General features: G+C 54.2%; 19 protein-coding genes. 9 read left to right on the top strand and 10 right to left on the bottom strand.

Going from position 1 to position 26,099, the window contains the following annotated elements:
- Positions 1–32: 32 nt before the first annotated feature.
- From HH216_RS14260 to HH216_RS14250, 3 genes are all read left to right on the top strand, one after another.
- Positions 33–974, top strand: coding sequence for a ribose-phosphate pyrophosphokinase (locus tag HH216_RS14260; protein WP_169553394.1), 942 nt, complete (start codon positions 33–35; stop codon positions 972–974).
- Between the two features lie 160 nt (positions 975–1,134).
- The gene (locus HH216_RS14255; RefSeq protein WP_169551405.1) at positions 1,135–1,704 is read left to right on the top strand and encodes a 50S ribosomal protein L25/general stress protein Ctc; all 570 of its coding nucleotides are present in this window, start codon (positions 1,135–1,137) and stop codon (positions 1,702–1,704) included.
- Between the two features lie 160 nt (positions 1,705–1,864).
- Positions 1,865–2,311 (top strand): hypothetical protein, encoded by a 447-nt coding sequence (locus HH216_RS14250; RefSeq protein WP_169551404.1) that lies wholly within the window; start codon positions 1,865–1,867, stop codon positions 2,309–2,311.
- A gap of 1 nt (position 2,312) precedes the next feature.
- Here HH216_RS14250 and HH216_RS14245 read toward each other — a convergent pair whose 3' ends face one another.
- The 4 genes from HH216_RS14245 to HH216_RS14230 all read right to left on the bottom strand — a co-directional run bounded on the left by HH216_RS14245 (position 2,313) and on the right by HH216_RS14230 (position 6,151).
- Positions 2,313–3,101 (bottom strand): ion transporter, encoded by a 789-nt coding sequence (locus HH216_RS14245; protein WP_169551403.1) that lies wholly within the window; start codon positions 3,099–3,101, stop codon positions 2,313–2,315.
- Between the two features lie 14 nt (positions 3,102–3,115).
- Positions 3,116–3,919: a hypothetical protein gene (locus HH216_RS14240; RefSeq protein ID WP_254448434.1), complete on the bottom strand. Its 804-nt coding sequence runs from the start codon at positions 3,917–3,919 to the stop codon at positions 3,116–3,118.
- Positions 3,920–3,995: 76 nt separating this feature from the next.
- Positions 3,996–5,372 (bottom strand): carbohydrate porin, encoded by a 1,377-nt coding sequence (locus HH216_RS14235; RefSeq protein WP_169551402.1) that lies wholly within the window; start codon positions 5,370–5,372, stop codon positions 3,996–3,998.
- Positions 5,373–5,383: 11 nt separating this feature from the next.
- Positions 5,384–6,151 (bottom strand): response regulator transcription factor, encoded by a 768-nt coding sequence (locus HH216_RS14230; RefSeq protein WP_169551401.1) that lies wholly within the window; start codon positions 6,149–6,151, stop codon positions 5,384–5,386.
- A gap of 757 nt (positions 6,152–6,908) precedes the next feature.
- On the opposite strand from HH216_RS14230, the gene HH216_RS14225 reads away from it, so the two are divergent.
- A complete protein-coding gene (locus tag HH216_RS14225) occupies positions 6,909–8,165 on the top strand; it encodes a response regulator (protein WP_169551400.1) in 1,257 nt (418 codons plus the stop codon).
- A gap of 82 nt (positions 8,166–8,247) precedes the next feature.
- Here HH216_RS14225 and HH216_RS14220 read toward each other — a convergent pair whose 3' ends face one another.
- From HH216_RS14220 to HH216_RS14210, 3 genes are all read right to left on the bottom strand, one after another.
- Positions 8,248–8,937, bottom strand: coding sequence for a LytR/AlgR family response regulator transcription factor (locus tag HH216_RS14220; RefSeq protein ID WP_169551399.1), 690 nt, complete (start codon positions 8,935–8,937; stop codon positions 8,248–8,250).
- The gene (locus tag HH216_RS14215) at positions 8,934–11,762 is read right to left on the bottom strand and encodes a PAS domain-containing hybrid sensor histidine kinase/response regulator (RefSeq protein WP_169551398.1); all 2,829 of its coding nucleotides are present in this window, start codon (positions 11,760–11,762) and stop codon (positions 8,934–8,936) included. Before HH216_RS14215 ends, HH216_RS14220 begins: the two co-directional genes overlap by 4 nt.
- Positions 11,763–12,147: 385 nt before the next feature.
- Positions 12,148–14,844: a sodium-translocating pyrophosphatase gene (locus tag HH216_RS14210; RefSeq protein WP_169551397.1), complete on the bottom strand. Its 2,697-nt coding sequence runs from the start codon at positions 14,842–14,844 to the stop codon at positions 12,148–12,150.
- A gap of 158 nt (positions 14,845–15,002) precedes the next feature.
- Here HH216_RS14210 and HH216_RS14205 point away from each other — a divergent pair, with 158 nt between their 5' ends.
- A complete protein-coding gene (locus HH216_RS14205) occupies positions 15,003–17,600 on the top strand; it encodes a PIG-L family deacetylase (RefSeq protein ID WP_169551396.1) in 2,598 nt (865 codons plus the stop codon).
- A gap of 141 nt (positions 17,601–17,741) precedes the next feature.
- Positions 17,742–18,326 (top strand): Uma2 family endonuclease, encoded by a 585-nt coding sequence (locus tag HH216_RS14200; protein WP_169551395.1) that lies wholly within the window; start codon positions 17,742–17,744, stop codon positions 18,324–18,326.
- A gap of 141 nt (positions 18,327–18,467) precedes the next feature.
- Here the strand turns inward: HH216_RS14200 and nudK are convergent, their stop codons facing one another.
- Positions 18,468–19,049 carry a GDP-mannose pyrophosphatase NudK gene (nudK, locus tag HH216_RS14195; RefSeq protein WP_169551394.1) on the bottom strand — a complete coding sequence of 194 codons (582 nt, stop codon included), beginning with the start codon at positions 19,047–19,049 and terminating at the stop codon, positions 18,468–18,470.
- A gap of 51 nt (positions 19,050–19,100) precedes the next feature.
- Here nudK and HH216_RS14190 point away from each other — a divergent pair, with 51 nt between their 5' ends.
- Complete coding sequence (locus HH216_RS14190) at positions 19,101–19,850, top strand: DeoR/GlpR family DNA-binding transcription regulator (RefSeq protein ID WP_169551393.1); 750 nt, start codon at positions 19,101–19,103, stop codon at positions 19,848–19,850.
- A gap of 998 nt (positions 19,851–20,848) precedes the next feature.
- Here HH216_RS14190 and HH216_RS14185 read toward each other — a convergent pair.
- Complete coding sequence (locus HH216_RS14185; RefSeq protein ID WP_169551392.1) at positions 20,849–22,078, bottom strand: exo-beta-N-acetylmuramidase NamZ family protein; 1,230 nt, start codon at positions 22,076–22,078, stop codon at positions 20,849–20,851.
- A 308-nt stretch (positions 22,079–22,386) separates the two neighbouring features.
- Here HH216_RS14185 and HH216_RS14180 point away from each other — a divergent pair, with 308 nt between their 5' ends.
- Positions 22,387–23,919 (top strand): cryptochrome/photolyase family protein, encoded by a 1,533-nt coding sequence (locus tag HH216_RS14180; RefSeq protein ID WP_169551391.1) that lies wholly within the window; start codon positions 22,387–22,389, stop codon positions 23,917–23,919.
- Between the two features lie 845 nt (positions 23,920–24,764).
- Entirely contained in the window at positions 24,765–24,965 is a 201-nt protein-coding gene (locus HH216_RS14175; RefSeq protein ID WP_169551390.1) for a hypothetical protein, read from the top strand.
- Positions 24,966–25,552: 587 nt separating this feature from the next.
- Here the strand turns inward: HH216_RS14175 and HH216_RS14170 are convergent.
- Positions 25,553–25,717 (bottom strand): hypothetical protein, encoded by a 165-nt coding sequence (locus tag HH216_RS14170; RefSeq protein ID WP_169551389.1) that lies wholly within the window; start codon positions 25,715–25,717, stop codon positions 25,553–25,555.
- Positions 25,718–26,099 lie beyond the last annotated feature (382 nt).

Below are 26,099 nucleotides of genomic sequence, written 5' to 3'. Positions count from 1 at the left end.
TCGTACCTTTGCGGAAAATTTGGGCGGTATCAATGGCGGCATTCAACCCGGTTAAAATCTTTTCAGGCTCGCAGTCGACTTATCTGGCTGAGAAAATTGCGCACTATTACGGTAAGGATTTAGGCGGATACACCTGTCGCCGGTTCAGCGACGGTGAAATGTCGCCCAGCTTTGAAGAGTCGATCCGGGGGTGCGACGTTTTTCTGATCCAGTCGACGCCACCACCGACCGAGAATCTGATGGAGTTGCTGCTGATGGTTGATGCAGCCCGCCGGGCGTCGGCCCACTACGTCACCGTTGTGATTCCGTACTTCGGCTACGCCCGTCAGGACCGGAAAGACAAACCCCGCGTTGCCATTGCCGCCAAGCTGATCGCCAATATGCTGACGGCCGCCGGTGCCGACCGCCTGATGACGATCGACCTGCACGCCGGACAGATTCAGGGCTTTTTCGATATTCCCGTTGATCACCTGGAAGGCACGTCGGTTTTCGTGCCGTACATCCGCAGCCTGAACCTCGACAATCTGGTGATTGCTTCGCCGGACGTGGGGGGTGCCAACCGGGCCCGTACGTTTGCCAAGCATTTCAACGCCGACATCGTCCTTTGCGACAAGCACCGCAAACGGGCCAACGAAATCGCGTCGATGCAGGTGATCGGTGATGTAGAAGGAGCCAACGTCGTACTCGTCGACGATTTGATCGATACGGGTGGTACGATGGCGAAAGCCGCCCAGATCATTCTGGACAAAGGAGCAAAATCGGTACGGGCGATCTGCACGCACCCGGTTATGTCGGGGAAGGCGCACGAAAATATTGCCAATTCGGTACTGGAGGAACTGGTCATAGCCGACACGCTGCCCCTGAGTCAGCCCAATGAAAAAATACGCGTACTGTCGGTAGCGGAGCTGTTTGCCAAAGCGATTGGCCGTATCCGCGACCACGAATCAATCAGTTCGCTGTTTATACGGAACTAGTTTGAGGTTTAAGGTTTAAAGTCCAAGGTTTAAAGTGTTCTGTAAGAGCAACTTTGAACGTTAAACTACAAACCTTAAACCCGCAAAGACCTGCCGGGTGCCCACGCCCGGTTTATCAACTTAAGCAAACGCTGGCGGTGGGCCGTCGGCACCAGTTTTTATGAAATCAATCGAGATTGTAGGGTTTCAAAGAGCGAATCTCGGCCGCACGGAATCACAAGGGATTCGGGCCGAAGGCAACGTACCATGCGTGCTGTACGGTGGTGAGTCGCAGGTGCATTTCTATGCTCCAGCCATCCTGTTCCGGGATCTGGTCTACACGCCAAACGTGTACGAAGTAAGCCTGAACATCGAAGGCACAGTATACCGCGCTGTTTTGCAGGAAACACAGTTCCACCCCGTTAGCGACACGCTGTTGCACGCCGACTTCCTCCAGGTGCAGGATGGTAAAGACGTGAAAGTAGCGGTTCCGGTTCGGCTGGTTGGTTCGGCTCCCGGCGTTCAGAAAGGTGGTAAGCTGGTAACGCGCGTTCGGAAACTGCGCGTGAAGGGTGCTATCGAAAACATTCCGGAGTACATCGACGTCGACGTATCAGCACTTGACCTGGGTAAGTCGGTTCGGGTTGGTCAGATTCCCGTCGAGAACATCAAGATGCTGGAAGATGCATCGAACCCGGTAGCCAGCATCGAAATCCCCCGCGCACTGCGTGGTACGGTTTCGGCCAAGTAATAAGGCTATTCTTATCCGTTCTGCGGATATCCCGGCAACCCCGTTCAGCAGTGAGCGGGGTTGTTTGTTTTCGGGCTTATCTGCGAAAACCGTCTGCTCAATTTTCAGGCGGTTTTCACCGGAGAACCGGCATCGGTACGTTCTAGTGAAAATGGACATTATGAACCGTACGCTACTGACATTCAGATCACTTTGTCTGCTGCTTATGCTGACCGCCGGCCTCTCCTGCTCGCGCGAAAACCTACTGACACTACCCGCCCCCGCACCGGCCATAGCAGGCACCTACGTAAACCGGCATAGCTATTCTACCCTACCTGTTCAGGGCGATTCGGTAACGGTAACGCTGGTCAGCGTAGCCAATGACACCGTCGATGTTACGATGCAGGCTACCAGTCAGGGGAAACCGGGCACCATTCTGCGGTACGGTAAGCGGGCGGTGGTACAGGATTTTTCGGTGGGCTCCTGCGTGAGTTACGTCGTACCATTGAATCCGGGACGTGATTCAACGATTCTGTACATGACCTGCTCAGACTACAACGTGCTGCGGTACGATACGAAGCAACGCCCCTATTTTACCGGGCTGACAGACCGATTCTTCAAGCGCTAAACTAACTCCCGGCACCGTCCGATGGCGCTTTGTCGACTGGGGTAGCTGCGTTGGTTTGCCGTTGTTCCAGCTGTTCAATTTTTTCGCGCAGCTGCCGCACCTCTCTAATCAGCAGTTTCAGGTCGTCTTCGTTCTGCTGCTGCTCTTCACCAACAAAGAAATTGGCGATAAATCCGGTGAACGTACCGAACAGCCCAACCCCGGCCACCATCAGCACAGCCGCTACCAGCCGCCCGGCATTCGTTACCGGATAGCGGTCGCCGTAGCCAACCGTCGTGATCGTGACGAAGGCCCACCAGAGGGCATCGCCGAAGGTTTTGATATTGGCGTCGGGTACCCGTTCGATGTACAGCATGGCAATGGCTCCGCAGAACATGAGCAGTATCGAACTGAGCAGCACAATGGCGAGGGTTCCGTTGGCGCGGTGCCGGAAACGAAACGTCAGGTAATCGCGGACGGCGCGGAACGTGCGTACCATCCGCAGAATCCGTACGATACGCACCAGTTGACCCAGCCGCAGCCAGCCCACCGCCGGAATACTGGCCAGCAAATCGATCCAGGCCCAACGCATAAACCGCCATTTGTCGGGTGCCTGCCAAAGCCGCAGCCCGAAGTCGTACAGGAAGTACAGGCAGATTACGGTGTCGATCCGGTCGAGCAACTGCTGGGTAGGTGGCGCAATAGTGATCAGTTCGCGCACCAGCAGCGCCAGCACCACGTAGATCGACAGAACCAGCATGATGACCTGATGCCGGGTCAGGCGGGGCTGAGGTGGTGAAGACGTTGGCATCGTTTTACCGCGAACTACTCGTGAGCCGGGGCCGGTTTACTCGTCGTTTCAGTACGGGGCCGGGGCGGGTGAACGGGCGAAATTCGGTCTTTGTGCCGAATAAACCGCCAGATATCGGTCGCCAGCGCCGGATAAATCGTAGCCCCGACGCTGTAGTACGATCCGTTGAAGTTCTGGTCAATGGCCGTCTGAAACACCGATATCCGGTAGCCGATCTGTACGCTCAGTCCGACCCAGCGCGTTGCTTTCCACTGGGCGTAGGCACCCGCCTGCGCGGGTACGAAAAAGTCACGTCGGGTCCGGTCGATGGGTTGATCCTTCCGCAAATCGCGGGGCAGCGCGTAGGCCACTCCCCCACCCAACTCCACCGGTACACTAACCATCCACCGTCGGTTATTGGTCAGGTTCCACCAGTAGAGCAAGCTCAGATACCACATATCGGTGCGCGTGTAATAGCCCAGATTGATGCGCCGGGCGGCATCGCGTCGCCAGTCGATCAGTTTCAGATACGTCGCGTAGCTGATCCAGTAGTAGCCGAGGGTAAGCTGGTGTTTTTTTAGGCCAAACTCGATACCAGCGTTGACACCCCAGACATTTACGTGCTGCTTTTCCAGAAATGAATCGCGGAAGTCGAGGTTAAACGCAGGGGCCAGGTACGGTCGTATTCGTCGGGTGGTATCCGAACCAGTCGTATCTACCAATACCGCGCTGACCGGCAACGACACAGCGGTAACGTCCGCACAAATGCGGGTCGAACGGGCGGGATAAACAGGAGCGACCGGCGGAAGCAGCGTCAGCCAGGTCAATAACAGCATCATGTGAACAAAACCAGAAAAGGGGCGAATCGGTTATCGCCCCTATTTACGCGGAAAACGTGCTGAAGTGTCGTTCGTTTTAAAACTCCACGTGTGTGCGCAGCGCGAACAGATGCACCGGGCCACGGTCGGCATTGTAGCCGGGGTTCTGCACAAACTGGTAATCAGCGGTCAGGTACAGCGTGCGTGCAACCCGGGCGCTATAGTACGCTTCCAGGCTGTTTTCGGTGCCGTAATTGGGCAGGCTGCCGTCGCCCAGCATGAACCCGTACCCACCCGCATTGAGAAACGCGCGGTGGTCGGGCGAGATCCCGTTGACAGCCACCGACAGGCCGATACCGTCGTTGGGCCGGTGCCACTGCCGACCACCAATCAGTCCGCCCACGGTCAGGCTCCGATCGATCTCGGTAAAGGCCCAGGTAGCCGTCCGGCCATCGTTCCAGCTCAGGCGGGCAAATACACCGCCCGTTTCGCCCAGCGGCTGCTCCAGATTCAGCCCAACGCCGTACTTGACGCCCCCGTACTGATCGCCGGTCAGGATATACGGCGGGTCGCCTACCGAGCCGGTTTGTTCCAGCAGCCGGGTTGCGACGGCGTAGGCGGGTGCTTTGGTCACATTGCGAAAGCCAAGTACCCGCACCGTGCCGGGCCGACGCAGCAGCGTATACTGTTTTTCCAGCTCAATCGTCAGCGCGCCCGTCCGGGTAATGTTCCAGTCGAGCACGTTGCCATTGGCGGTTTTAGGCATCAGATTGGCCGCTGCCCGGATGGCGTAAGTCGGGCGGATGTACTCGACGGCCAGCCCCCAGGTGTAGCCCCGCGTATTGGCCGGATAATCCCAGGCTCCCAGGCTCATCAACGACCAGTTGAGAAACTGCGAACGGGGGTCATGGGCGTAGCGGTTGTTATCGAACATATCGGCAACGGAAAATTTACCGGCGGTCAGCACAACGCGCGACGCTGGCACCGCGCCCTTCACCTGATTTGTTCCCGATTCAACTTCCTGCTCATCGCTGTTTCCAATCGAAAAAATCTGTTCCAGATAGAAACGGGCGATGTAGAGGGCAGGTCGGGCACTACCGATGCGGAACGTTTCGCCGTTCGGGAAACCGGCGATACCGACGGCCGGTGCATACAAACTTTCGTCGTAGGGCGACTGACTATTGCGATGCCCAACGCCACGCCCACCGGCAATTTCCGGGTTGAGGTATAGCCCGGCCCCACGCCAGAGCCGACGCCCGATGAAGAGCGTTGTGGTGACGGATAAAGCCGTGTCGGTTTCCTGACTAAGTGTGTTGCGGCCATCGTAACCGCCCCCGTGAAAGCCCGCATGCCCCTGAACGATGGTCGTAAACTGATAGTGGAGACTCCAGTTTTTGAGCGAATCGAGGTAATTATTATTGTTGTCCTGCTGCGCCTGTGCAGCACTCGTCAGCAGCAGCAGAAATCCGCACAACCAGGTGCTTATCAGACGGTAGCGCTGAGCTGATACCCTACCCCCATCGTTGTCTGAATCAGTTTCTGGTCGAAACCGTGGTCGATTTTCTTGCGTAAAAAGTTGATGTATACTTCTACCTTGTTTGTTCGTACGTCCTTGCTGGAATCCCATACTTTCTCTAAAATCTGCGTCTTCGTGACGACACGGCCTGCGTTTTCAACCAGGAACGAAAGTAGTTGAAATTCACGGGCCGTCAATCGAATTCGTTTGCTGGCCCGGTAAGCCACCTTCTCCGCGACGTTAAGTTCCAGATTTGCTACACTGATAATGGTGGGGGCGTGTAACCCACCGATCCGCCGACGATGCAGGGCATAAATCCGCGCCAGCAGCTCGTTGGATTCGCCTGGTGTGGTGAATTCGCCGTTAACATCGACTTTGTCCACGCTGGGCAAATCCGCGCTGGGTGAGTTCGCATTGTCTGAGTCCGCGCTGGGCCACTCCATGTAGTCATCAGCACCGGCGTAGAGGCCACGCGCTTTATCGGCCGACGATGCCAGCGTCGACAGCATCAGTACGGGCGTGATGTCGCCTTCCTGACGGAGCCGCTGTACCAGTTCAAACGCATTCAGGTCGGGCAACTCGGCGCCCAGCAACAGCATATCGTAACGAGCATGCAGGGCCGACGCAATACCGGTTCGGCCCGTACTGGCTATATCGACCCGATACGCGGACCGGTCCAGCATGGCTTGCAGAAAGGCCCGGTAAGCGGGGTCGTGTACAATCAATAATATCTTCATAGGGCCACCGCAAAAAATCCGATCCGTCTCTACTGTCTGGTTACTTTGTATAGCGGCTGGCGGCAAAAATGCAGTTGGCGTCTTAAATCGGCTTTAAAGGCTGATTAAATTCAGATGAGTAATTTCAGAATTAGTACTATATAAATTGTAACGAACAATGAAGAAGACGTCTTTTAACCAATTGATTTATAATATCTTACCTAATTTGTAACCATTAGTTACCATTTACTACAACGCGCTTTTCTGTAAATACTACTCAGCAAAATGCCCGGTGATCGATAGCCGATACCGGGCATTTCCTGACTACGTACTCAATGTACCTATTTCATAGCCGACAAGGGCTAGCCCTTGCTGTTGTCTGCGAAGTAACGCGTCTGGGTGTGGTTAGCCACATCCAGAAACCAGCGTTTTTGTAAAAAAGAGGAAAGTATGGCCGAATATAACGGGGCCCGGTCTGCGGTGCCAGATCACGATGACTAACGGCGTTTTTTTGTGTACAAACGGATTGGTACTGCCCTTACCCGGCATCTCGTATGGTGAACCCACACCGACTACTTAGCCGATCAACCACTCTGGATGGGCTATGCCAGCCGCACCTATTACCTAAAATCGCCCCAAACACGCCATTCATCGAATTTTCCTGTCTACACCGGCAAAAGGCGGGAATTTTGTCACCAACAAATGGCGTAGTGACGATCCATTTTCGTTGCTCCAGCGCCCGGTTACCGCATCACTGCCTTCCCCTATACCTTGCGTTATGAACGACCGTTTACATCCGTTACTTCAGCAACAAATCAGTCGGCACCTGCCCTCCGACTATCTGAAGCAGCCTGATCTGAACCGGTTCCTCGAGGAAGTAAACAAGTCGTGCTATTCTCCGCTGGCTACTCCGGCCCCGGCAACAGCGGCAGCCGAGGCAGAAGCAGTCTTTCTGTCGATTGCTAACCACGAGACACGCACCCCCCTGAATGGTATCGTAGGCGTGCTGGACCTGATGCAGCAGGAACCCATCCCCCCCGCCTGGCAGGATCATTTCCAAACCCTGCGGGTGTCAGTCAATGCAATACAGCTTGCCATCAGCAATATTCTGGATTACCGCAGCATCACCGTTGGGCAGCTTAATCTGCACATGGTGCCGCACCCTATTCGGCAGTTGCTTGATACATTGCTCGTTGTGAATCAGCACAAGGTGCAGGGTACAGACGTCAGTATTACTTTATCTGTCGACGACGCGGTACCAGCCGATGTACAGTGCGACCCGGTCCGGCTTAATCAGATTCTTAACAACGTACTGATGAACGCCATCACCTTTGTTCGTAATGGCGTCATCAGCATCCGGGTGGGTATGCAGCACAGCCCGGCCGATGAATCATCAATTACCTTTTCTGTCGATATTCCCAGCGAAGACCCCGATCAGTACGCGATGCTGACCAGCCCGGCCATGCGTGGCGAGTCGATGCTGGCGCAGCCGGCCAATGGTCTGGGACTCGCCATGTTTGTCAGTCAGCGGCTGCTCAATCTGTGCGGCAGTTCGATACAGGTCGACCGGCCGGCCGGCCGGGGGTTAGTTCTCTCGTTTGCCATACCGACCTTTGCCGTTCAGCGGCCCCACCTGACTCATATTCAGCCTAACCCGCAAACGCTGTCGGGAATGCGGGTGCTGATGGTTGAGGATTATCCGATCAACGTGCGGATTGCCAGCCGGTTTCTGGAGCGGTGGCAGGTCGTAGTTGAGGTGGCGGAGAATGGGCAGATTGCGCTCGACAAATACAGAACCGGCCACTTCGACCTGATTCTGATGGATATGCAGATGCCGGTGATGGACGGACTGAGTGCCACGCGGGCGATTCGACAGCTCGATGACCAGATTCCTATCGTAGCCCTGACCGCTTCGGCTACCCCAACCGATCAGGCCAATGCCTATGCTGCGGGTATGAACTCGTTCATAACCAAGCCCTTCAATTCCGACGAATTATTTCAGACACTGCTGCGCTTCAGTCGCCGGGCTGCGTAAGCGCAGGCACCACAGCACGTACCAAAAAGGGGCGGCCAGCAACTGAGTTGCTGGCCGCCCCTTTTGCAAATACTCCGTTGATTTACAGCATGTTTAAGCGGTTCATCAGCTCAGGCTTGTTGGCCCGGCTGATGGGTATAACCTTGTTGGCAATCACCAGATTGTTTTCCTCAATATCCACGATCCGGTCGAGGTGGACGATGAATGACCGGTGAACGCGCAGAAACGCACTCCCTAATTTTTCTTCCAGGTACTTCATCGTCGTATGCACCACATGCGACTGCGTTTTTGTGTTGATCTTCACATAATCACCCACGTTTTCGACGTACAGAATGTCAGTGTAGGGCAGCCGGATGTAACGGCCTTCGGTTTTGATGTAGATCTCCTGCCGCTCAGGCGACGCGCTTGTTTTCTTACTGGCCAGTTCAAGCACTTTCTCGACCGCCAGTTTGAAGCGTGGCATCGTGATGGGCTTTTGCAGGTAGTCGGTAACCTGGTACTGAAAGGCGTTGAACGCATATTCAGTCTTCGTCGTCGTCATAACCACCTGTGGCATAGCCGTCAGGTTCTCCAGCAGACCAAAGCCCGATAGCCCCGGCATTTCCACGTCGAGCCAGATCAGATCGACGGCTTCCGTTGTCAGATATTCCAGTGCCGCTTCCGCATTTTCAAACACGTTCAGCAGTTCCAGCGACTCATGCTGCTCGCACAAACGCTGAAGCGACTTACGCGCCATAATTTCGTCGTCGACAATGATACACCGTTGCTTCATACACTTAGTCTGGCTAATTCCTGCTTTACGATAGGGACACTCCGGTCCAGTTCAGCCTGCACGCTGGTCCACTGGGTCTGGAGTTCATGCTGGTCCGGAGCATCGTTGGCCTGTTTTTCAATACTATGCAATTTCTTCTCCAATGTTGTCAATCCGACCATACCCAGCGTCGGTTTGAGTTTATGGGCCAGCCTGCCGAGGGATGGCCAGTCTTTTTCGAGAATAAGATCCTGAATATGAGTAAACTCCGGCAGCACGTCAGATAGAAACACCTCGAACATATCGGCCGCGTACGACCGATCGGACCCGTATATTTCATCGAGTCGGTGCTGGTCCAGCTCGGCCGCTACCGGCGGCAGCACCTCGTCAGCGGTCGCTTTTGCGTTGGTGTGTGTATGTCGTTGAATGGCTTCCAACAGATTATTGGGGGAGAAGGGTTTCGTGATAAAATCGGTCATGCCCACCCGGCTGGCTTTGGCTTTCTGGTCGGTCATGGCCGAGGCCGTCAGCGCGACAATGGGCGTTTGCTGGTTGATATTCTGCGTGTTACGGATGGTAATCGTGGCTTCGTATCCATCCATCACCGGCATCTGAATATCCATCAGAATCAGGTCGAAGTGCTGCTGCTGCGCCATTTCCACCGCCCGCTTGCCATCCGACGCGATCACAAACGAAATAGCCCATTTGTCGAGCAGACTGCTGATGTACTTCTGATTCATGATGTTGTCTTCCGCAACCAGCAGGCGACAGTCGGTCAGGTCGGTTGGTACGGGCTGTATCTGACGTGGATAAACGATCGGGGCCACATCCGACCGTTGAAAAGGCAGCGTGACAGTGAAGGTTGTCCCCTGCCCTTCCGTACTGACAACGGCGATCGTCCCCCCCTGTAATTCAACCAGTTGGTGCGTTATAGCCAGCCCCAGTCCGGTTCCTTTCTGCTTGTGGCCGTTGGCATTTACCTGCTTAAATTTTTGAAAAATCAGGTCAATCTTTTCGGCAGGAATACCAATGCCCGTGTCCTGCACCGAAAACTCGACCCACGAAACGTCGTTTTCTTCCTTCTTCAGCCGAACACCTATGTCGATGTGCCCTTCTTCGGTAAACTTCTCCGCATTCCCGATCAGGTTCAGCAGAATCTGATTGAGCAGCAGTTCATCGCCGACGTAGTTGCCCCCGATCTGCGCGTCGACCATCAGCTCAAGGTCAATGGGTCGTTGCTCCAGCTTAATCTGAAACACCCGCTGAATGGTGCGCAGCAACCCAACCAGGTCGAACGGCTGTTTGTGCACATCAATTCGGCCGGCTTCGATCTTGGCCATATCGAGCAGGTCGGAGATCAGGCTGTAGAGGAAGTCCGACGACGTTTTCAGAATTTCGAGGTACTCCAGCTGCTGCCGGGTGGGGCGGGTGTCGAACAGCAGGTGCGCCATACCGATGATGGCGTTGAGTGGCGTACGGATTTCGTGGCTCATATTGGCCAGAAACTGCTTTTCGGCCTGTCGCGCTTCTTCGGCGATTTCCTGCGCCTTTCCGAGCTCCTGCTCCAGCAGTTTACGCTGCGTAATGTCGTAATACACAGCGATGGTACCGATAATCTCGCTGTTTTCGCTCAGCTGCGGCACCTCGCTCACAATCACCCAGATTCGCTGGTCGTCCCGGCGAATCATCTGCTGTTCGCCAGCATGCAGCACACTAGTCGGCGGCTCCGACTCACCGTTTTCGTTCGACACGATTAACTCGTCGATGGGGCGGCCGATGAGCTGGGCTTCGGTGTAGCCCGTCATGGTGCAAAACCGGTCGTAGGCGCGCTGTATGGTTCGGTCACGATTCAGCTCAATCAGCCCAATATCCATGGTATTCAGAATACCCCGGTACTTTTCTTCGTTTTTGCGGGTAGCCTCGCGCGACAGGTGCTGCTCGGTCACGTCGCCGTATTTCCAGAGGTGCCCCTCATAACGCCCTTCCTCCACGATGGGAATAAAATCACGTTCCAGCACCCGCCCGTTGGTTTGGTACAGGGTCTGGTCGAGCACCATCTGCTGATTAGCCTGAATCTGTCTGGTATTCTGTTCAAACTGGTCAGCGTCAACAAAATGATGCTTCATCCGGCTGACAATCAGGGCGGAATCCATATCCAGCAGATCCTCCGGTGTCAGGGGAATGCTAAAGAGGTCGCAAAACAACTGGTTGACCAGAGTAATCCGGCCTTCGCCGTCTTCAACCAACACCCCTTTTTGCAGATTGATAATCAGGCTGGCCAGGCGATTCTGCGTCGCCCGCAGGGCTTCCCGTATCTCGCGCTCGCTGGTGATGTCGCGGGCGACGGCCACCAGTTCGGTACCGGTTTCACCATCCAGCCGCCGTACCGTCTGCCCAATCCAGACGGTCTGCCCGGCCTTCGTCAGCACCGGAAATTCGACGTACGAGCTATCCTGACCATCAGCCAGCATTTGCTGGTAAAAGTTGATAACAAGCGTGCGGAAGTCAGGGCGAATCAGCCGGATAAAGTGCTGCCCGATAATTTCACTGGCCGTATACCCAAGTTTGACTTCGATCATGGGGTTCATGAACGTGAAGAACCCCTCGGGCGAAATACGGTAAATAATATCCTGTACGGAATCGATCAGTTCGCGGAACCGGGCGTCTTTCTCTTTCAGTTCGGCAATGCCCTGCTCGACCTGCTGAGCCAGATTTTCATTCAGAAATTTAAGCTGCTGGTTGGCGGTGTGTAATTCCCACGCTTTATCCTCCAGCACGCGCTCGGCCTGTTGCCGGGCTCTTTGCTCCCGATCAAGTCGTCGTTTAAGCAGGTCAATATTTTCCATACCTCATTGAGCGATCAGTCAGTAGTGCAGGCTGTGCTTGTAGTCAGTCAGACACTACGCCGGACTACTGATAAGCTGGCGAATAACCTGCGAGCTAGCCCCGAATCTACTAATATATATAACAAAAATAGAACCTATTTACACCCTTGTTCACAAATTATAAATATTGTATATACCAATGCTGATAATAAGTATGTTAACGAATACAAAGAGCCTGTATCCGTACAGTCAACTGATGACTTTGCTTACCACCCTGACATCAATAAAAACGTCCGAAATCAGCCAGATGCGCTGCTTTCGGACGTTGCTATAAGCGGTTGTTCTTAGACACAGATAATGCTTCCCCTAAACAACTCGCAAGCGGTTGTTCGGAATTGCAGCCTCCTTACTTTTTCGTCACGCGGATCGAGATGCGCCTGTTTTTAGCGCGGCCCTCCTCCGTGTCATTGGTCGCCACGGGGTATGCATCGCCATAGCCTTCAGCCGCCAATCGGCTTTTGTCGATCCCCATCTTCTCCAGTTCGGCTCGTACCGAGTTGGCCCGCTCCTCCGAGAGTTTCAGGTTGAGGGCCTTGCTGCCCGTGTTGTCGGTATAGCCGCCCAGCTTGATGTTCACCGCCGGGTATGCTTTCAGAATCTCGGCCACATTTTTCAGCTGCTCCTGCGAACTGGCCTGGAGTGTTGCTTTATTCAGATCGAAAGTCAGCCGGTCGAAATCGTACCAGAGTCCTTTACTAACGGCCAGATCACTGCGGATAAACGCCAGTAGTTTGCGCTCGATACCCTTGTCGGGAATGTTCAGCTCAACCCCGCTCGTCAATTTTTCAGGGCGAAACTCACCCAAATCTGTCGGTCCACCGTTGCTGTTGGGTGTGCTGACTTCCTGATTATCAGCGGCCGTCGACTTATCGAGGGGGACGCTCGTACCGGCGGCTTCTTCGCCCCGGCGCTCAAAGCCCGGCTGCTGCGATGGTTGGATGGCGATGTAAGGCGCAATCACCAGCGACACGATCGACATCAGTTTGATCAGGATATTCATCGACGGACCAGACGTGTCCTTGAACGGATCGCCGACGGTATCGCCCGTCACCGACGCCTTGTGCGGCTCCGACTTTTTGTAGAACGTTTCGCCATTGATGAGCACCCCTTTCTCGAACGACTTTTTGGCGTTGTCCCAGGCGCCACCGGCATTGTTCATAAAAATGCCCATCAGCACACCCGACACGGTAACCCCCGCCAACAGACCGCCCAGCACTTCAGGGCCGAAAATGAACCCTACGATCACCGGCACGGACAAGGCTATTGCCCCCGGCAGCACCATTTCACGGATAGACGCCTGCGTCGAAATAGCCACGCACTTCTCGTATTCGGGCTTACCCGTTCCTTCCATAATGCCCGGAATCTCGCGAAACTGCCGCCGAACTTCTTCCACCATACTCATAGCGGCCCGGCCCACGGCGGCAATCGCCAGCGAGGAGAAAATAAACGGAATCATGGCCCCCACAAACAAACCCGACAGCACATCGGCCTTGTAAATGTCGATGGACGAAATGCCCGAGATACCCACAAACGCGGCAAACAGGGCCAGTGCCGTTAGCGCGGCCGACGCGATGGCGAAGCCTTTTCCGGTAGCGGCCGTGGTGTTGCCCACCGCATCCAGAATATCGGTTCGGCCCCGTACTTCTTCGGGCAGATAACTCATTTCGGCAATCCCACCAGCGTTGTCGGCAATGGGTCCGAAGGCGTCGATAGCCAATTGCATAGCGGTCGTAGCCATCATGCCCGCGGCCGAAATGGCCACACCGTACAGCCCCGCGAAATGGTATGACGTGAAAATACCAGCCGCCAGCACCAGAATCGGCAGCACCGTCGATTCCATCCCGACCGACAGACCGCCGATGATGTTCGTAGCCGCTCCCGTCGCCGACTGCCGGATAATCGACAGCACGGGCCGACGACCCATAGCGGTGTAATATTCCGTGATGATTGACATCAGCGTACCCACAACCAGCCCCGTGACGATGGCGTAGAACACATCCATGCGTGTAAATACGATGCCGCGAATTTCCATGGCACCGGCAGGCAGGTACGCATTGACCAGAAAGTACGACGCAACCAGGGTCATACCAATCGACGCCCAGTTCCCGAGATTCAAGGCCCCCTGCACGTTACCATTATCATCTTTGACCCGTACGAAATACGTGGCGATGATGGAAAAAATCAGGCCCAGCCCGGCGATAACCATCGGCAACACGATCGGTGCGTGGCCGGTGATGTTCTCGGCTGCGGGGATGCGAATTTCGCGGCCCAGCACCATCGTGGCCAGAATGGTCGCCACGTAGGAGCCAAACAAATCGGCCCCCATCCCGGCTACGTCGCCCACGTTGTCACCTACGTTGTCGGCGATGGTCGCGGGGTTACGGGGATCGTCTTCGGGAATCCCCGCTTCAACCTTACCCACCAGATCGGCCCCAACGTCGGCCGCCTTGGTGTAGATACCGCCCCCGACCCGCGCAAACAGCGCAATCGACTCGGCCCCGAGCGAGAAGCCGGCCAGCACTTCGAGCGCCTTTTCCATAGGCAGGCCATTCACGTCGCCGTTGGCACCCACGTATAGATTGTACAGCACGATGAACAAACTACCGAGGCCCAGCACCGCAATACCCGCCACACCGATACCCATCACCGAGCCACCGGTAAACGACACCTCCAGCGCGCGGGTCAGACTGGTACGGGCCGCGTGTGCCGTGCGGACGTTGGCCTTCGTCGCGATGTTCATACCGATGTAGCCCGCCAGGGCCGACAGGAACGCGCCCAGTAGAAACGATAAACCGATGACGTAGCTGGAATTAGGAACCAGGCTACCCATGTACGCCAGCACAATGGCGACGATAATGCCGAAGTACGTCAGTACCCGCCATTCGGCTTTGAGAAAGGCAATAGCCCCATCAGCGATATACCCGGCAATTTCCTGCATACGGTCGTCGCCAGCAGTTTGCTTCGATACCCACATAAATTTGGTGAACATCACCAACAGGCCCACAAGGCCCAGCACAGGCACTAAATAGATACTGTAATTCATGCGATTAAGTCTAGGAATGAACTGAAAGGACTACGCACAAATATAGAATCTCGCCCTCCACATCATGGTACACAGCCCAGTTATTATTGACTTTTTTGGGTATATTTTTCGTTTTTGTGAGGAAAAAAGGCCCATCACGAAATTCGTGGCGTCAATTGATGGCATCGGCTATCTTTGTTGAGTTGCTGACCCCAAAAATTCGCCCCGCTGTGCGTCGTACTACCCGCCTTTTTGTCGCTGTTTTCGCGTTTTTTGCCACTTTCTCCACGATTGCTCAAGTACCCTACGGCTCCGTCCGGCAGAAGCCGCCGGGCGAAATCCTGTCGGATCTGAAGAAGCTGAATGTGCTGGGTTCGGTGCTGTACGTGGCCGCCCACCCCGACGATGAAAACACGCTGCTGCTGGCGTACATGGCGAAAGACCGGCTCGTTAGAACAGCGTATCTGTCGCTGACGCGGGGCGACGGGGGGCAAAACCTGATTGGTGCGGAGCAGGGCGAGAATATCGGTGTTATCCGTACGCAGGAGCTACTTGCCGCCCGGCGCGTCGACGGACCCGACCAATATTTCAGCCGGGCGTACGACTTCGGCTTTTCCAAATCGACGAACGAAGCCGTGCGGACGTGGGGGCAGGATAAAGTGCTGGCCGACGTGGTCTGGATGATCCGGCAGCGGCAACCCGACGTCATCATTACCCGCTTCCCACCCGACCCCCGCGCCGGTCACGGCCACCACAGTGCGTCGGGTTTTCTGGCCGAAGAAGCCTTCAAGCAGGCGGGCGACCCAACCAAATTTCCCGAGCAACTGGCCTACGTAAAACCGTGGCAGGCGAAGCGCATTATGTGGAACGTGTTTATTCCGAACGCGTTTCAAAGCACCAAACGCCCCGATGAAGCGGGCAACCTGATCGGTATCGAAACGGGGCTGTATAACCCGCTGCTGGGCCGGTCGTACGGGGAGATTGCCGCCGAAAGCCGGAGTCAGCACAAGAGTCAGGGCTTTGGCGTACCGGCGTCCCGCAGCGCCCGTATGGACTACCTGCTGCTAAAAGGGGGCGACCCCGCCGAGAAAGACCCGTTTGACGGTGTCGACCTGACCTGGAAACGGGTTCCCAACAGCGGCCCGGTACAAACGATGGTCAATCAGGTTATCAGCAGCTACCAACCCGCGCAGCCTGCCGCTTCGGTACCCGCCCTGGTAAAGCTGTATCAGGCCATCGGTAAACTCGACACGACGAATCTGTACGTGCGCAGCAAACGGCAGGACGTGCAGAACCTGATTCAGCAATGCCTGGGCCTGTGGCTCGAAACCAACCCGACTACTTACGTGGCCACGCCCGGCGAAACCGTCACGCTGAATACCAACGTCATCAGCCGGGCGGATGTGCCGGTAACCCTCGTTAACGTTCGCTACGCGGCTGGCTCTGCTATGCAAGGCAATGCCGCCATCGTCAAAGACAGCACGCTCAATCTGGTGTTGAAGCCCAACGATCAGGCCATCCTGTCGACGCGGCTGGTGATTCCAAAAGCGATGCCCATTTCGCAACCGTACTGGCTGGTTAAACCCATCGACAAAGGCTTGTTCCAGGTCGACAATCAGCAGTTGATCGGTCTGCCCGAAAACCCGCCCGCCCTCACAACGCAGTTCACCGTCGACATTGCCGGGCAGCGATTCGTCTACACCCGCCCGGTCGTCTACAAATCGGCCGACCCGGTCGATGGCGAAGTGTACCGGCCGTTTATCATCCAGCCGGACGTGATGGCGAATCTGACTGAGCGCGTATTCACCTTCGCCGACAACAGCCCCAAAACGGCCGAAGTCGTGCTGATCGCCGGACGGGCCAACGTATCGGGCACACTCAAGCTGACCGCGCCGGCGGGCTGGCGCATCGAACCAGCCTCGCTACCCTTCGACATCAAAACCAAAGGCGATGAGCAACGCCTGTCGTTCCAGCTGACGCCCCTCACCAACGCGCAGAACGGGCAGCTTCAGGCGCAGACGACCACTGGCGACGGTACGTTTTCGAGTGGTCTGCGGGTGATTGCTTACAAACACATCCCGACGCAGACGTTGTTTCCGCCCGCCGAAGCCAAACTGGTGAAGCTGAACGTGACGGTGACGGCCAAAAACATCGGCTACATTGTCGGTGCGGGCGATGAAGTACCGGCCGCTTTGCAGCAGATGGGGTGCCGCGTTACCGTGCTCGGCGCTGCGGATCTCGGCCGTGACCTGTCGGCCTACGATGCCATTATCACGGGGGTTCGCGCCTACAACACCGACGATTGGCTGACCCGCTACCAGCCTCGCCTGATGGAGTACGTGAAGAACGGCGGGACGATGATCGTGCAGTACGTAACGCCCCCGAGCGGCTTTCTTCGCAGCGAACCAGCCCTGCCGCAGCTTGGCCCCTACCCGTTCAGTATCAGCCGTGAACGGGTAACGGAAGAAGATGCTAAGATGACGTTTATCGACCCCAACCACCCGTTGCTAAATAAGCCCAACAAAATCACCGAAGCCGACTTCAACGGCTGGATTCAGGAGCGCGGTATCTACTTCGCGCAGGACTGGGACAAAGCCTATCAACCCATTTTCTCCGCCCACGACACAGGCGAAGCCGCCAAGGAAGGCAGCCTGCTCTACGCGACCTACGGCAAGGGCCATTTCATGTACACAGGACTGGTCTTCTTCCGCGAACTACCCGCCGGTGTGCCGGGCGCCTACCGCCTGTTTGCCAACATGATCTCAGCAGGGAAGTAGTTTTTTTCGACACGGAGGCACGGAGTACGCAGAGAAAAACCTTTGTGCCCTCCGTGCCTCCGCGTTGAAAACCTTATTTTTATGTAGCTTCACAACAGACAATTTGCCGGTAGCACAACCTGGCTATCCTGTCAACTGGTAATGGTAACTGCCGAGAAGACATACACGCTCAACGATTATCTGCTCCGGGAATCCCGGTCGCGGTACAAGCATGAATTCTACAACGGCAAAATCATTCGCATGGCCGGTGCCAAAGCCCGACACAATCAGATTGCGGCTAACCTAATCGGTTCGCTTAAATACGTATTGCGGCCCTTGCCCCGCACGTTCATCGTATACAACAGCGATCAGAAAATTTACATCGAATCAGAGAACGTTGGCGTCTATCCCGATGCACTGGTTGTCTGCGAGGAGCCGCAATTCTGGCAGGGTCGGGAAGACCTGATCGTTAATCCACTTCTGGTCATCGAAGTACTATCGCGCAGCACCGCTTCGTTTGATCGCTCCGGTAAGTTTCTGCTCTACGAACAGATACCTTCGTTTCAGGAGTATGTGCTGGTCGAACAGAATTATCCACGCGTCGAATCGTGGTTTCGCACCACTGAACATAGCTGGGATAAAACGGTAGAGACTGATCCAAACGCCACGATTCAACTCCGGGCAGCAGGCGTGTCATTACCGCTATCAGAAATCTACGAACACGTTCGTTTTTCCCCATCACACTAGCTTTATAATCCGCTTGCCGTTCGCATCATCCGATAGCTTCGTTCGCAAACGTATCAGGCCGGTAAGCAGTTTTTCCAACACAGAGGCACGGAGGGCACGGAGTTTATTTTTCTGTGATCTCTGTGCCTCCGTGTTGAAAAATCAATTCTGCAACTGGCGCAACAACAGGTGTTGCAACAACATGATCGTTTTTCCATCCATGATGTCGCCGGTTCTGACGAGTGCCATAGCCTGCGTTAGCGGCATTTCCAGAATATCGATCTCTTCATCGTCGACGCCACCGCCCAGCAGTCGTTCGGTATCCGCCGAGTATTCAGCCAGATAGAAAAACAGCTTTTCTGTCACCGAACCCGGACTCATATACGCTTCCATTATTTTCTCGACCGACTTGATGCGAAAGCCGGTCTCTTCTTCCGTTTCCCGCCGGATCGCGTCGTCGGGATGATCGTTGTCGAGTAGGCCGGCACAGGCTTCGATGAGCATACCCGAGGTATTCCCGTTGACGTAGGTCGGCAGGCGGAACTGCCGGGTCAGGATCACAGTACCCGTTTGCGGATTGTGCAGCAGAATCGTCGCACCGTTGCCCCGGTCGTAGGCTTCCCGCTGTTGTGACGTCCATTTTCCATCACGACCCAGATAGTCATAGGTATATCGGCGCAGGACGTACCAATTGTCAGAGAGGAGCTTATTTTCTGTGATGTTTACCCGGTTGCCTGTCGTCACGATCGAATCTGTTTATTTTTGATTATTTTTGTTCAAATCAACAACATTGCCATGAATTTCCAACAGCGGAAGCAGCTTATTTTGCAAACGGTCGATGAGCGGGGGGCCGTTGAGGTGCCGGAACTGGCTGAATTGCTGCAAACCTCTGCCATGACCGTCCGACGCGATCTGGTACAGCTAGCGGCTGCCGGGCTGATCTATCGGACTCATGGCGGGGCGATGCGTGTACGCGACGCCATGGTGGTGCCGTTCGCCAATAAGTCGGCGATGAACGTTGCCCACAAAGAAGCCATCGCCCAGCGGGCTGCCCAGGAGATTCAGGACGGCGACGTTATTTTCATGGATTGTGGCAGCACGGTAGCGCATCTGTGCCCGTTTATTCGGCACAAACGCATTACGGTCATTACCAACTCGCTACCGGTGATCAGCGAGCTGCTCAATTCGTCGGTAACGCTGAATCTGATTGGTGGTGAAGTTGACAAGGAGCGCCAGGCGGTTCATGGCAGTATGGCCGGTGAGCACATCGCCCGGTACCATGCCGATCGGGCTTTTATCGGTGTCGACGGTATATCGCTGGCAAATGGCCTTAGTGCGAATGGCGAGCAGGAAGCACAGTTGACACTCGCATTAGCCCGACAGGCCAGCCGGGTCTATCTGCTCTGCGACTCGTCTAAGCTGGAGACCGATAAATACCTGTTCTTCGCCCCGCTGAGCTTGATCGATGTATTAATCACCGACGATCAGGTAAGCGCTAATCTGGCAGATGCGTACCGGCAGGCGGGTGTTAATCTGATTTACTGATCGCCTTATCGAAGAATGTTTGATTAGTTGATTCGTGACCGGGGCGGATGGCCGCTTGAAACGATCATCATCTCAAATGGCTATGTGTGTAAGCTTGACCGCTAAAGCCTCTCAAACTGGGCGGTTATAGAAACAGTTAGTAAGCAAGTGGTTAACCCGCAGACTACCATTTTGACTAATCGGCCTGCATAAGTCTCATGGCCCGGTTGATGAATGTATATGGACTATATTTTTTGGACGATAATGGCGTATTCTTGTTTAACTAAACCTCAACAAGGCACACTTCTTGCTCCGATTACGTCTGATGAATATATAACCTGATTCCGTTATGAACATATCCTCTACTAGCCCCACCCCTGGCCGATATCGGTATGTCTATCCGACATTCGTTGATGCTCCCCGGTTCATAGACGTCCATTTCATAACACCTGACGGTAAGCAGGCTTTCGTCAGTTACCCCAACCATCCCAACCACCGCGCGGCCCAACTTATACAGGTTAGCTGGTTTGGGTCAGTAACAATGCACCGGCTTGAAGGTCAGCCTACGCTGATGGCTCTAATTGAAACACTGTTAACGGGTTGGTCAGTCACAAGCAGCGATCGGCGTCCGGCCCGAAATTTGAGACGGGCACCCGTTTCACAACGTTATCACCAACGGATGGCCGTTTGAGTGTATATTGTCTTAGATAGCAGACACATCACATTGGCCTCATTGTAACCCTAATCTCAGTTCCCGCATTAAGCAGTTTGCTTTATACATACAGGCAAAGCTTATACCGGGAACTGCTGCTGAAAACGTGCCTCTTAGAATACCGTGCTCCACTTTGGGGCAGAGGAACATTCGTGAATAAGCAGGTTTCGATCGTCTGATGATTATGAGCCGGCCACTGATTGACGGACTGTTTGAGAATCAGATTCAAACCGTAAACTACTATTGACCAAGAACACCTTAAACAGGTATTGGGGTAGGCCTGCTCCGGTTGGAAAAAGCTAATTACTTAGTCTGGATATAAAAGATACTTTGCCCGTATCGCCTTAAATGTTTGCAAGCCAGGCTCCCAGCTTTTTCTAATATCAGCTTCAGAAACGCCCGCAATTAGCTGTTTTCTGAGTTGATCCGTTCCTATTCGTAAATCGAAGGCTGATACATCGTTGGTTCTGCCCGGAGTAAAGAAATTGCCTTTGTCGGGATAAGCCCTGTAGAGTTCAATGACCCAGGATAAATTAATCTGACGGCTCTTCCGCAACTGATTTATGTCATACTTGCCAAGGTCGAGACCATAACAGATCGAGTCCCTGTGAGTTGGCCGCTCACTCATGCCGGCAATACTGACCGGTTTGTAGGAGAAGGAATACTTGCCCTTCAAAGCGGGTGCTCCCAACATAGTAAATGGCCTGTACGTGCCCCGGCCTTCATTGATGGCGGTTCCTTCGAACATACATAAGCTTGGGAAAAGCAGTACCGCTTGCTGCGAGTTTAGATTTGGGGAGGGCGGTGTGGGCAGTACATAAGCCATAGCATGACCGTAGTTGGCCACTTTTATAATCCTTATGTTACATGGCTTCTCCAGATACCCTTCCCCGTTTAAATAGCGGGCAAACTCGCCTATGGTCATACCATGAGTCATGGGCGTATGGTGGATTCCTATAGCTGATTTGAATTTATCATCCGTCATGACCGGCCCGTCGACGACATAGGCATTCGGATTGGGCCGGTCAAGAATGAGCAACTCTTTGTTGTTTTCTGAGCACGCTTCCATCACATACTCGAGCGTGTTGATATTGGTATAGTAGCGGCAGCCTACATCCTGAATATCAAACACCATCAGATCGATATCGGCCAGCTGTTCTGGTGTTGGTTTCTCATTTTTGCCGTATAACGATATAATCGGAACGCCCGTTTTGGCATCGTTCTCATTACCTACTGCTGCTCCATTACTGGCATTGCCTCTGAACCCGTGCTCCGGGCCGAACACTTTTACAATCTTGATCCCAAGGCTCACCAGACTATCTACACTGCTTTTCTGGCCGATTCTGGAACTCTGATTGGCCACCAGGCCAATTCGCTTTCCTCGTAGATAAGGTAAATAGTTCTCCGTCTGGTCGGCGCCCGTACTAATTTCCTTTTTATTGGTTGTAGTGTGGATTGGGGATGCCAGTCGCACGGGACCTTGCCTGGTGATGATTGCCAGAATCGTAAAAAAAAGCAGGGTAGTAAATTTTATCATTTTAGCCGGTTTATACGCTCTCGTAGTATATGTGCAGTGATGCATGCCGCTAAGGCTAACTTAGTTGATTTGACCTGAGTATCATAACTATAGGTTACTGAAGGTTTGTCTCCTCCCTCTTTAAGCGCCCGTCCAGCCAGCTCCCAGTCTACAGGAACTGGCTAAACCAAATCAGTCCACAGCCAGTCTAGTGACAACTAGTGTGGGCCTGACGAACGGTTGGTTTGCTTACGACCCTTGAGACGCCCACTAAACGGCCACTAAATCAGGCAGCATCCGGTCAATCTGCCGCCCCCAATGACAACCCCATGAAAACGCTTCGATTAATCCTCGGCGATCAGTTAAATAGCAACCATTCGTGGTTCCGCGCCCCTGATCCCGATGTGATCTATACCCTCATGGAACTCCGGCAGGAAACCGACTATGCCGAGCATCACCAACAAAAGGTGATCGCGTTTTTTCTGGCCATGCGCCACTTTGCCGATGCGCTTCGAGCAGCGGGTCATCGGGTTGACTACCGAACCCTGGACGACCCCCGGAATACCCAGTCGCTGACCCAAAACCTGACTCAACTGCTAACCGAATACGGCATCGACCGCTTCGAGTATCTGCTGCCCGATGAGTACCGGCTAGACCAACAGCTCGCTGAATTTTGTGCCTCAATTCCCCATCCCACGGGTGTCCAGGATACGGAACATTTTTACACTACCCGCGATGAACTGGCGCGGCACTATGGCGCAAAGAAGTTCATCATGGAATTCTTTTACCGGAAGCTCCGTCAGCGACACAATGTGCTGATGCAACCCCCTGGTACGCCTTTGACCGGCCAATGGAACTATGATGAAGCGAACCGCCAGCCGTTACCCAAAAATCTGACTATTGTGCCGCCCAAGCTTTTCGTCCGGGATGTAACGGAGCTGGTGCAGCTGCTGGAGCGACAGGGCGTAAAAACCATGGGGCGCCTTGATCCGACGCACTTTATCTGGCCTGTCACGCGGGCGGAGTTTCTGGAGGTGCTGGCGTTTTTCAATGCCGACTGTTTAGCCCGATTTGGTACCTACCAGGACGCGATGCACCCTACGGAATGGTCGCTCTTTCACGCGCGGCTGTCCTTCGGTCTGAACACCAAGTTGATCTCACCCCGCGAGGTTATCAACTCCGCTATTGCCGCCTGGCAGGCCGACCCGGAGCGAATCAGCTACGCCCAGATCGAGGGGTTTGTGCGGCAGATTCTGGGCTGGCGTGAATATATGCGGGGGGTGTATTGGGCCAAAATGCCCGGTTTTGCCGGGCTCAACACGTTCAATCATACGGCTGCGCTGCCCGGCTGGTACTGGACCGGGGAAACGCGCATGAACTGCCTGCACGTAGCCCTGAGCCACTCACTGGATTATGCCTACGCCCACCACATCCACCGGTTGATGATTACGGGTAATTTTGCCTTGCTGCTGGGGGTGCACCCCGACGCGGTCGATGCCTGGTATCTGGGCGTCTACATCGACGCGATCGAATGGGTGGAGATCACCAACGTACGGGGCATGAGCCAGTTTGCGGACGGCGGTGTGATTGGCACCAAACCCTACGTGTCGTCGGCGAGCTACATCAACCGAATGAGTCCGTATTGCAAATCGTGTTTTTACAAAAAAGACGTAAAAGTCGGCGAGCGGGCGTGCCCTTTCAACAGTCTGTATTGGGACTTTTACGACCGGCACCGGTCGCGGCTGGAAAGCAATCCCCGGGTGAAGATGATGTATCGGCTGTGGGATAAGATGTCCCCCGGGGAGCAGTCGGCGCTGCTCGAACAGGCCGACCGGGTCAAGCAACAGGTGGAAAGCTTGTAAGCGTTGCTGACGGTGGCTGTCAAAACCATGCATGGCCTGACTACCCATACGATTCTGGAGAGTTGCCAACTCGTTCATCCAAGCCGGACAACGGTCTATCGATATCTGGCCTGGCGAGAAGAAACGATACATTACTGATTCATAAGTAGCACTGCCTCAACCAATAGGCGCTTTAAAAGACGTTGATAGCCAAAGACAGGCATGATATGTCTTCATAGTCGATAAGGCCACTAGATAAGTAATCCGCTCTTTTCCGGTTAGCGAACAACCAGTTGTTAATCTGTTTTTAATCTTTGTCTGTCACTTGACAGACTCATGCCCCAACTTACTCCCCCCTGATACAAAAAGTTGACCCGCCCCGGGTCAGCACTGTCACTAAGAAAGCAGCCACATCCCGTGGCTGGGGAGTCCCCTGTTTACTTCTGTTTACCCAATCCGTGCGGACTATTCGCACACATGTCTGTTGCTGGTCACCCAAGACGGGATAGACCGGTATTCGCTTGTGACCCTGTTTCGTGAATACAAGCTCAAAAAAACGTGCATGAGAACGGTGCACTACGCTACTACGCAGACCAAAACAACCTGATGATTAGTACAAGCTATGCGCCGACCCGATTGGCGACCAAACCTCATTTTCAAGTACTCGATGGATTGCGCGGGGTTGCCGCTATCAGTGTGCTTATTTTCCATTTCATGGAATTTGTGGTCCCTGACTACAGCAAGAATTTTATTGCCCGTTTCTGATCGCCCTGGGAGCCGCTACAACGACGAGCACGTTCTGGAGCAGCATGTGTAAAAAACTGGGGGATCTGTCGTATCCGCTTTACGTAATACACTACCCGTTTTTGTGGATCTTTTTGAGTTATGTAGAGGCTGAAAAGCCAACCCCGGATCAGTTACGTATTGTCGTCCCGTTGGCCGCAACCGGAATCATCGTACTGGCCTATCTGGTACTGACTTACATCGACGTACCCGTTCGACGTTACCTCATGCGCCCGAATGCGCCGAAACTAGCCAACAGCGACGTGGTTAGTCCGCAGAGCTAAAAGATCGGGTAGATGACACCGAAGCAAACTGTTGCTGGCAGGCAATATGGGTTTGAAAAATTGGCACCACCAAGAATACCGTACTAAGCTGTACGCAGTACATAAATTTTACGATAAATTCATTCTGTTTCCTGCCCCTATGTGCCTGAAATAGGTTAACCGCTCATAAACGTCTTCGTCCTTATGTCAGTGGTGTTATTGGCCCAGGCTACTTTTATGGCAGTGGTGGCCTTCTTACTACAAGTCAGCTTAACGGTTGCCTTCACGCGCCAGGCTGTGTTAACCAAAGAGGGTAGTTTTTGCCGGGTCAAGTGTACAATGGCGGCTTTTATGTACGGGGCAATTGCGGTACTGCTGGCGTGGTCTATACTGAACAAGTATGTCGGGTAAACTAACCGGGGAAGCGCACAGCATTAACTCATAAGCCACTTTTTGACAATCTTGCTTTTCCTGTTGATGGCTGTCGACAAACAAATGGACTGGCACACCCTACCCTGTAAGACGAAGGAGCGCTTGAATCTGTATTCGTGCGATACTCGATGTGGTGATCACTGTCATCCGGTGTGTAGCGGTGTTTGCCGCTTTGGCTACTGAGGTAGCAACCGAGCCTGTACGAACCAGAAACTACGGATGGCGGTCAAAAGAGCTTTCCAGTCACCATCCGTTTCAGGCTTTGTGTGGTAGGCTGCAATGCCCTGCTGATAATACTGGCTCACTTCAGTCGTGTTGCCGCCGTACTCCAGCAGCAGCACAGGACGGCCCAGAACGAGTGGATGCCCCGTAAAAGCCTCTAATTCATATCCCGGAGAAGTATTGTGCCGCTTGTAGCTAGCTGCCAGGATCAGCCGGGGGGCAACAGTTCGATTTTCCAGATGACGGATTGATTCACTGATTGTACTGGTTCGATAACAGTAGCCTCCGGAAATGAATGCGCTGTTACGCTGGCTATACAAGAAGCAACATCCTCATCCGACTCGATTAATGGATTCAGGCAGCTATCCGCGACGGCCTTGCCGAGCTACATCGCTACTCCCGTTTTTACTCCGGAATGGGCGATTAAGACGCCTGAGCAACGGTTGTCGCTTTTGATGATCGACACATTGCGCAACGATAGCCTAAATTTATTGTCATGGC

It is taken from the genome of Spirosoma rhododendri (genome assembly GCF_012849055.1).
GTDB lineage: Bacteria > Bacteroidota > Bacteroidia > Cytophagales > Spirosomataceae > Spirosoma > Spirosoma rhododendri.
The sequence above is the reverse complement of the archived record's forward strand: the minus strand, read 5'-3'. Positions and strand labels throughout refer to the sequence as shown.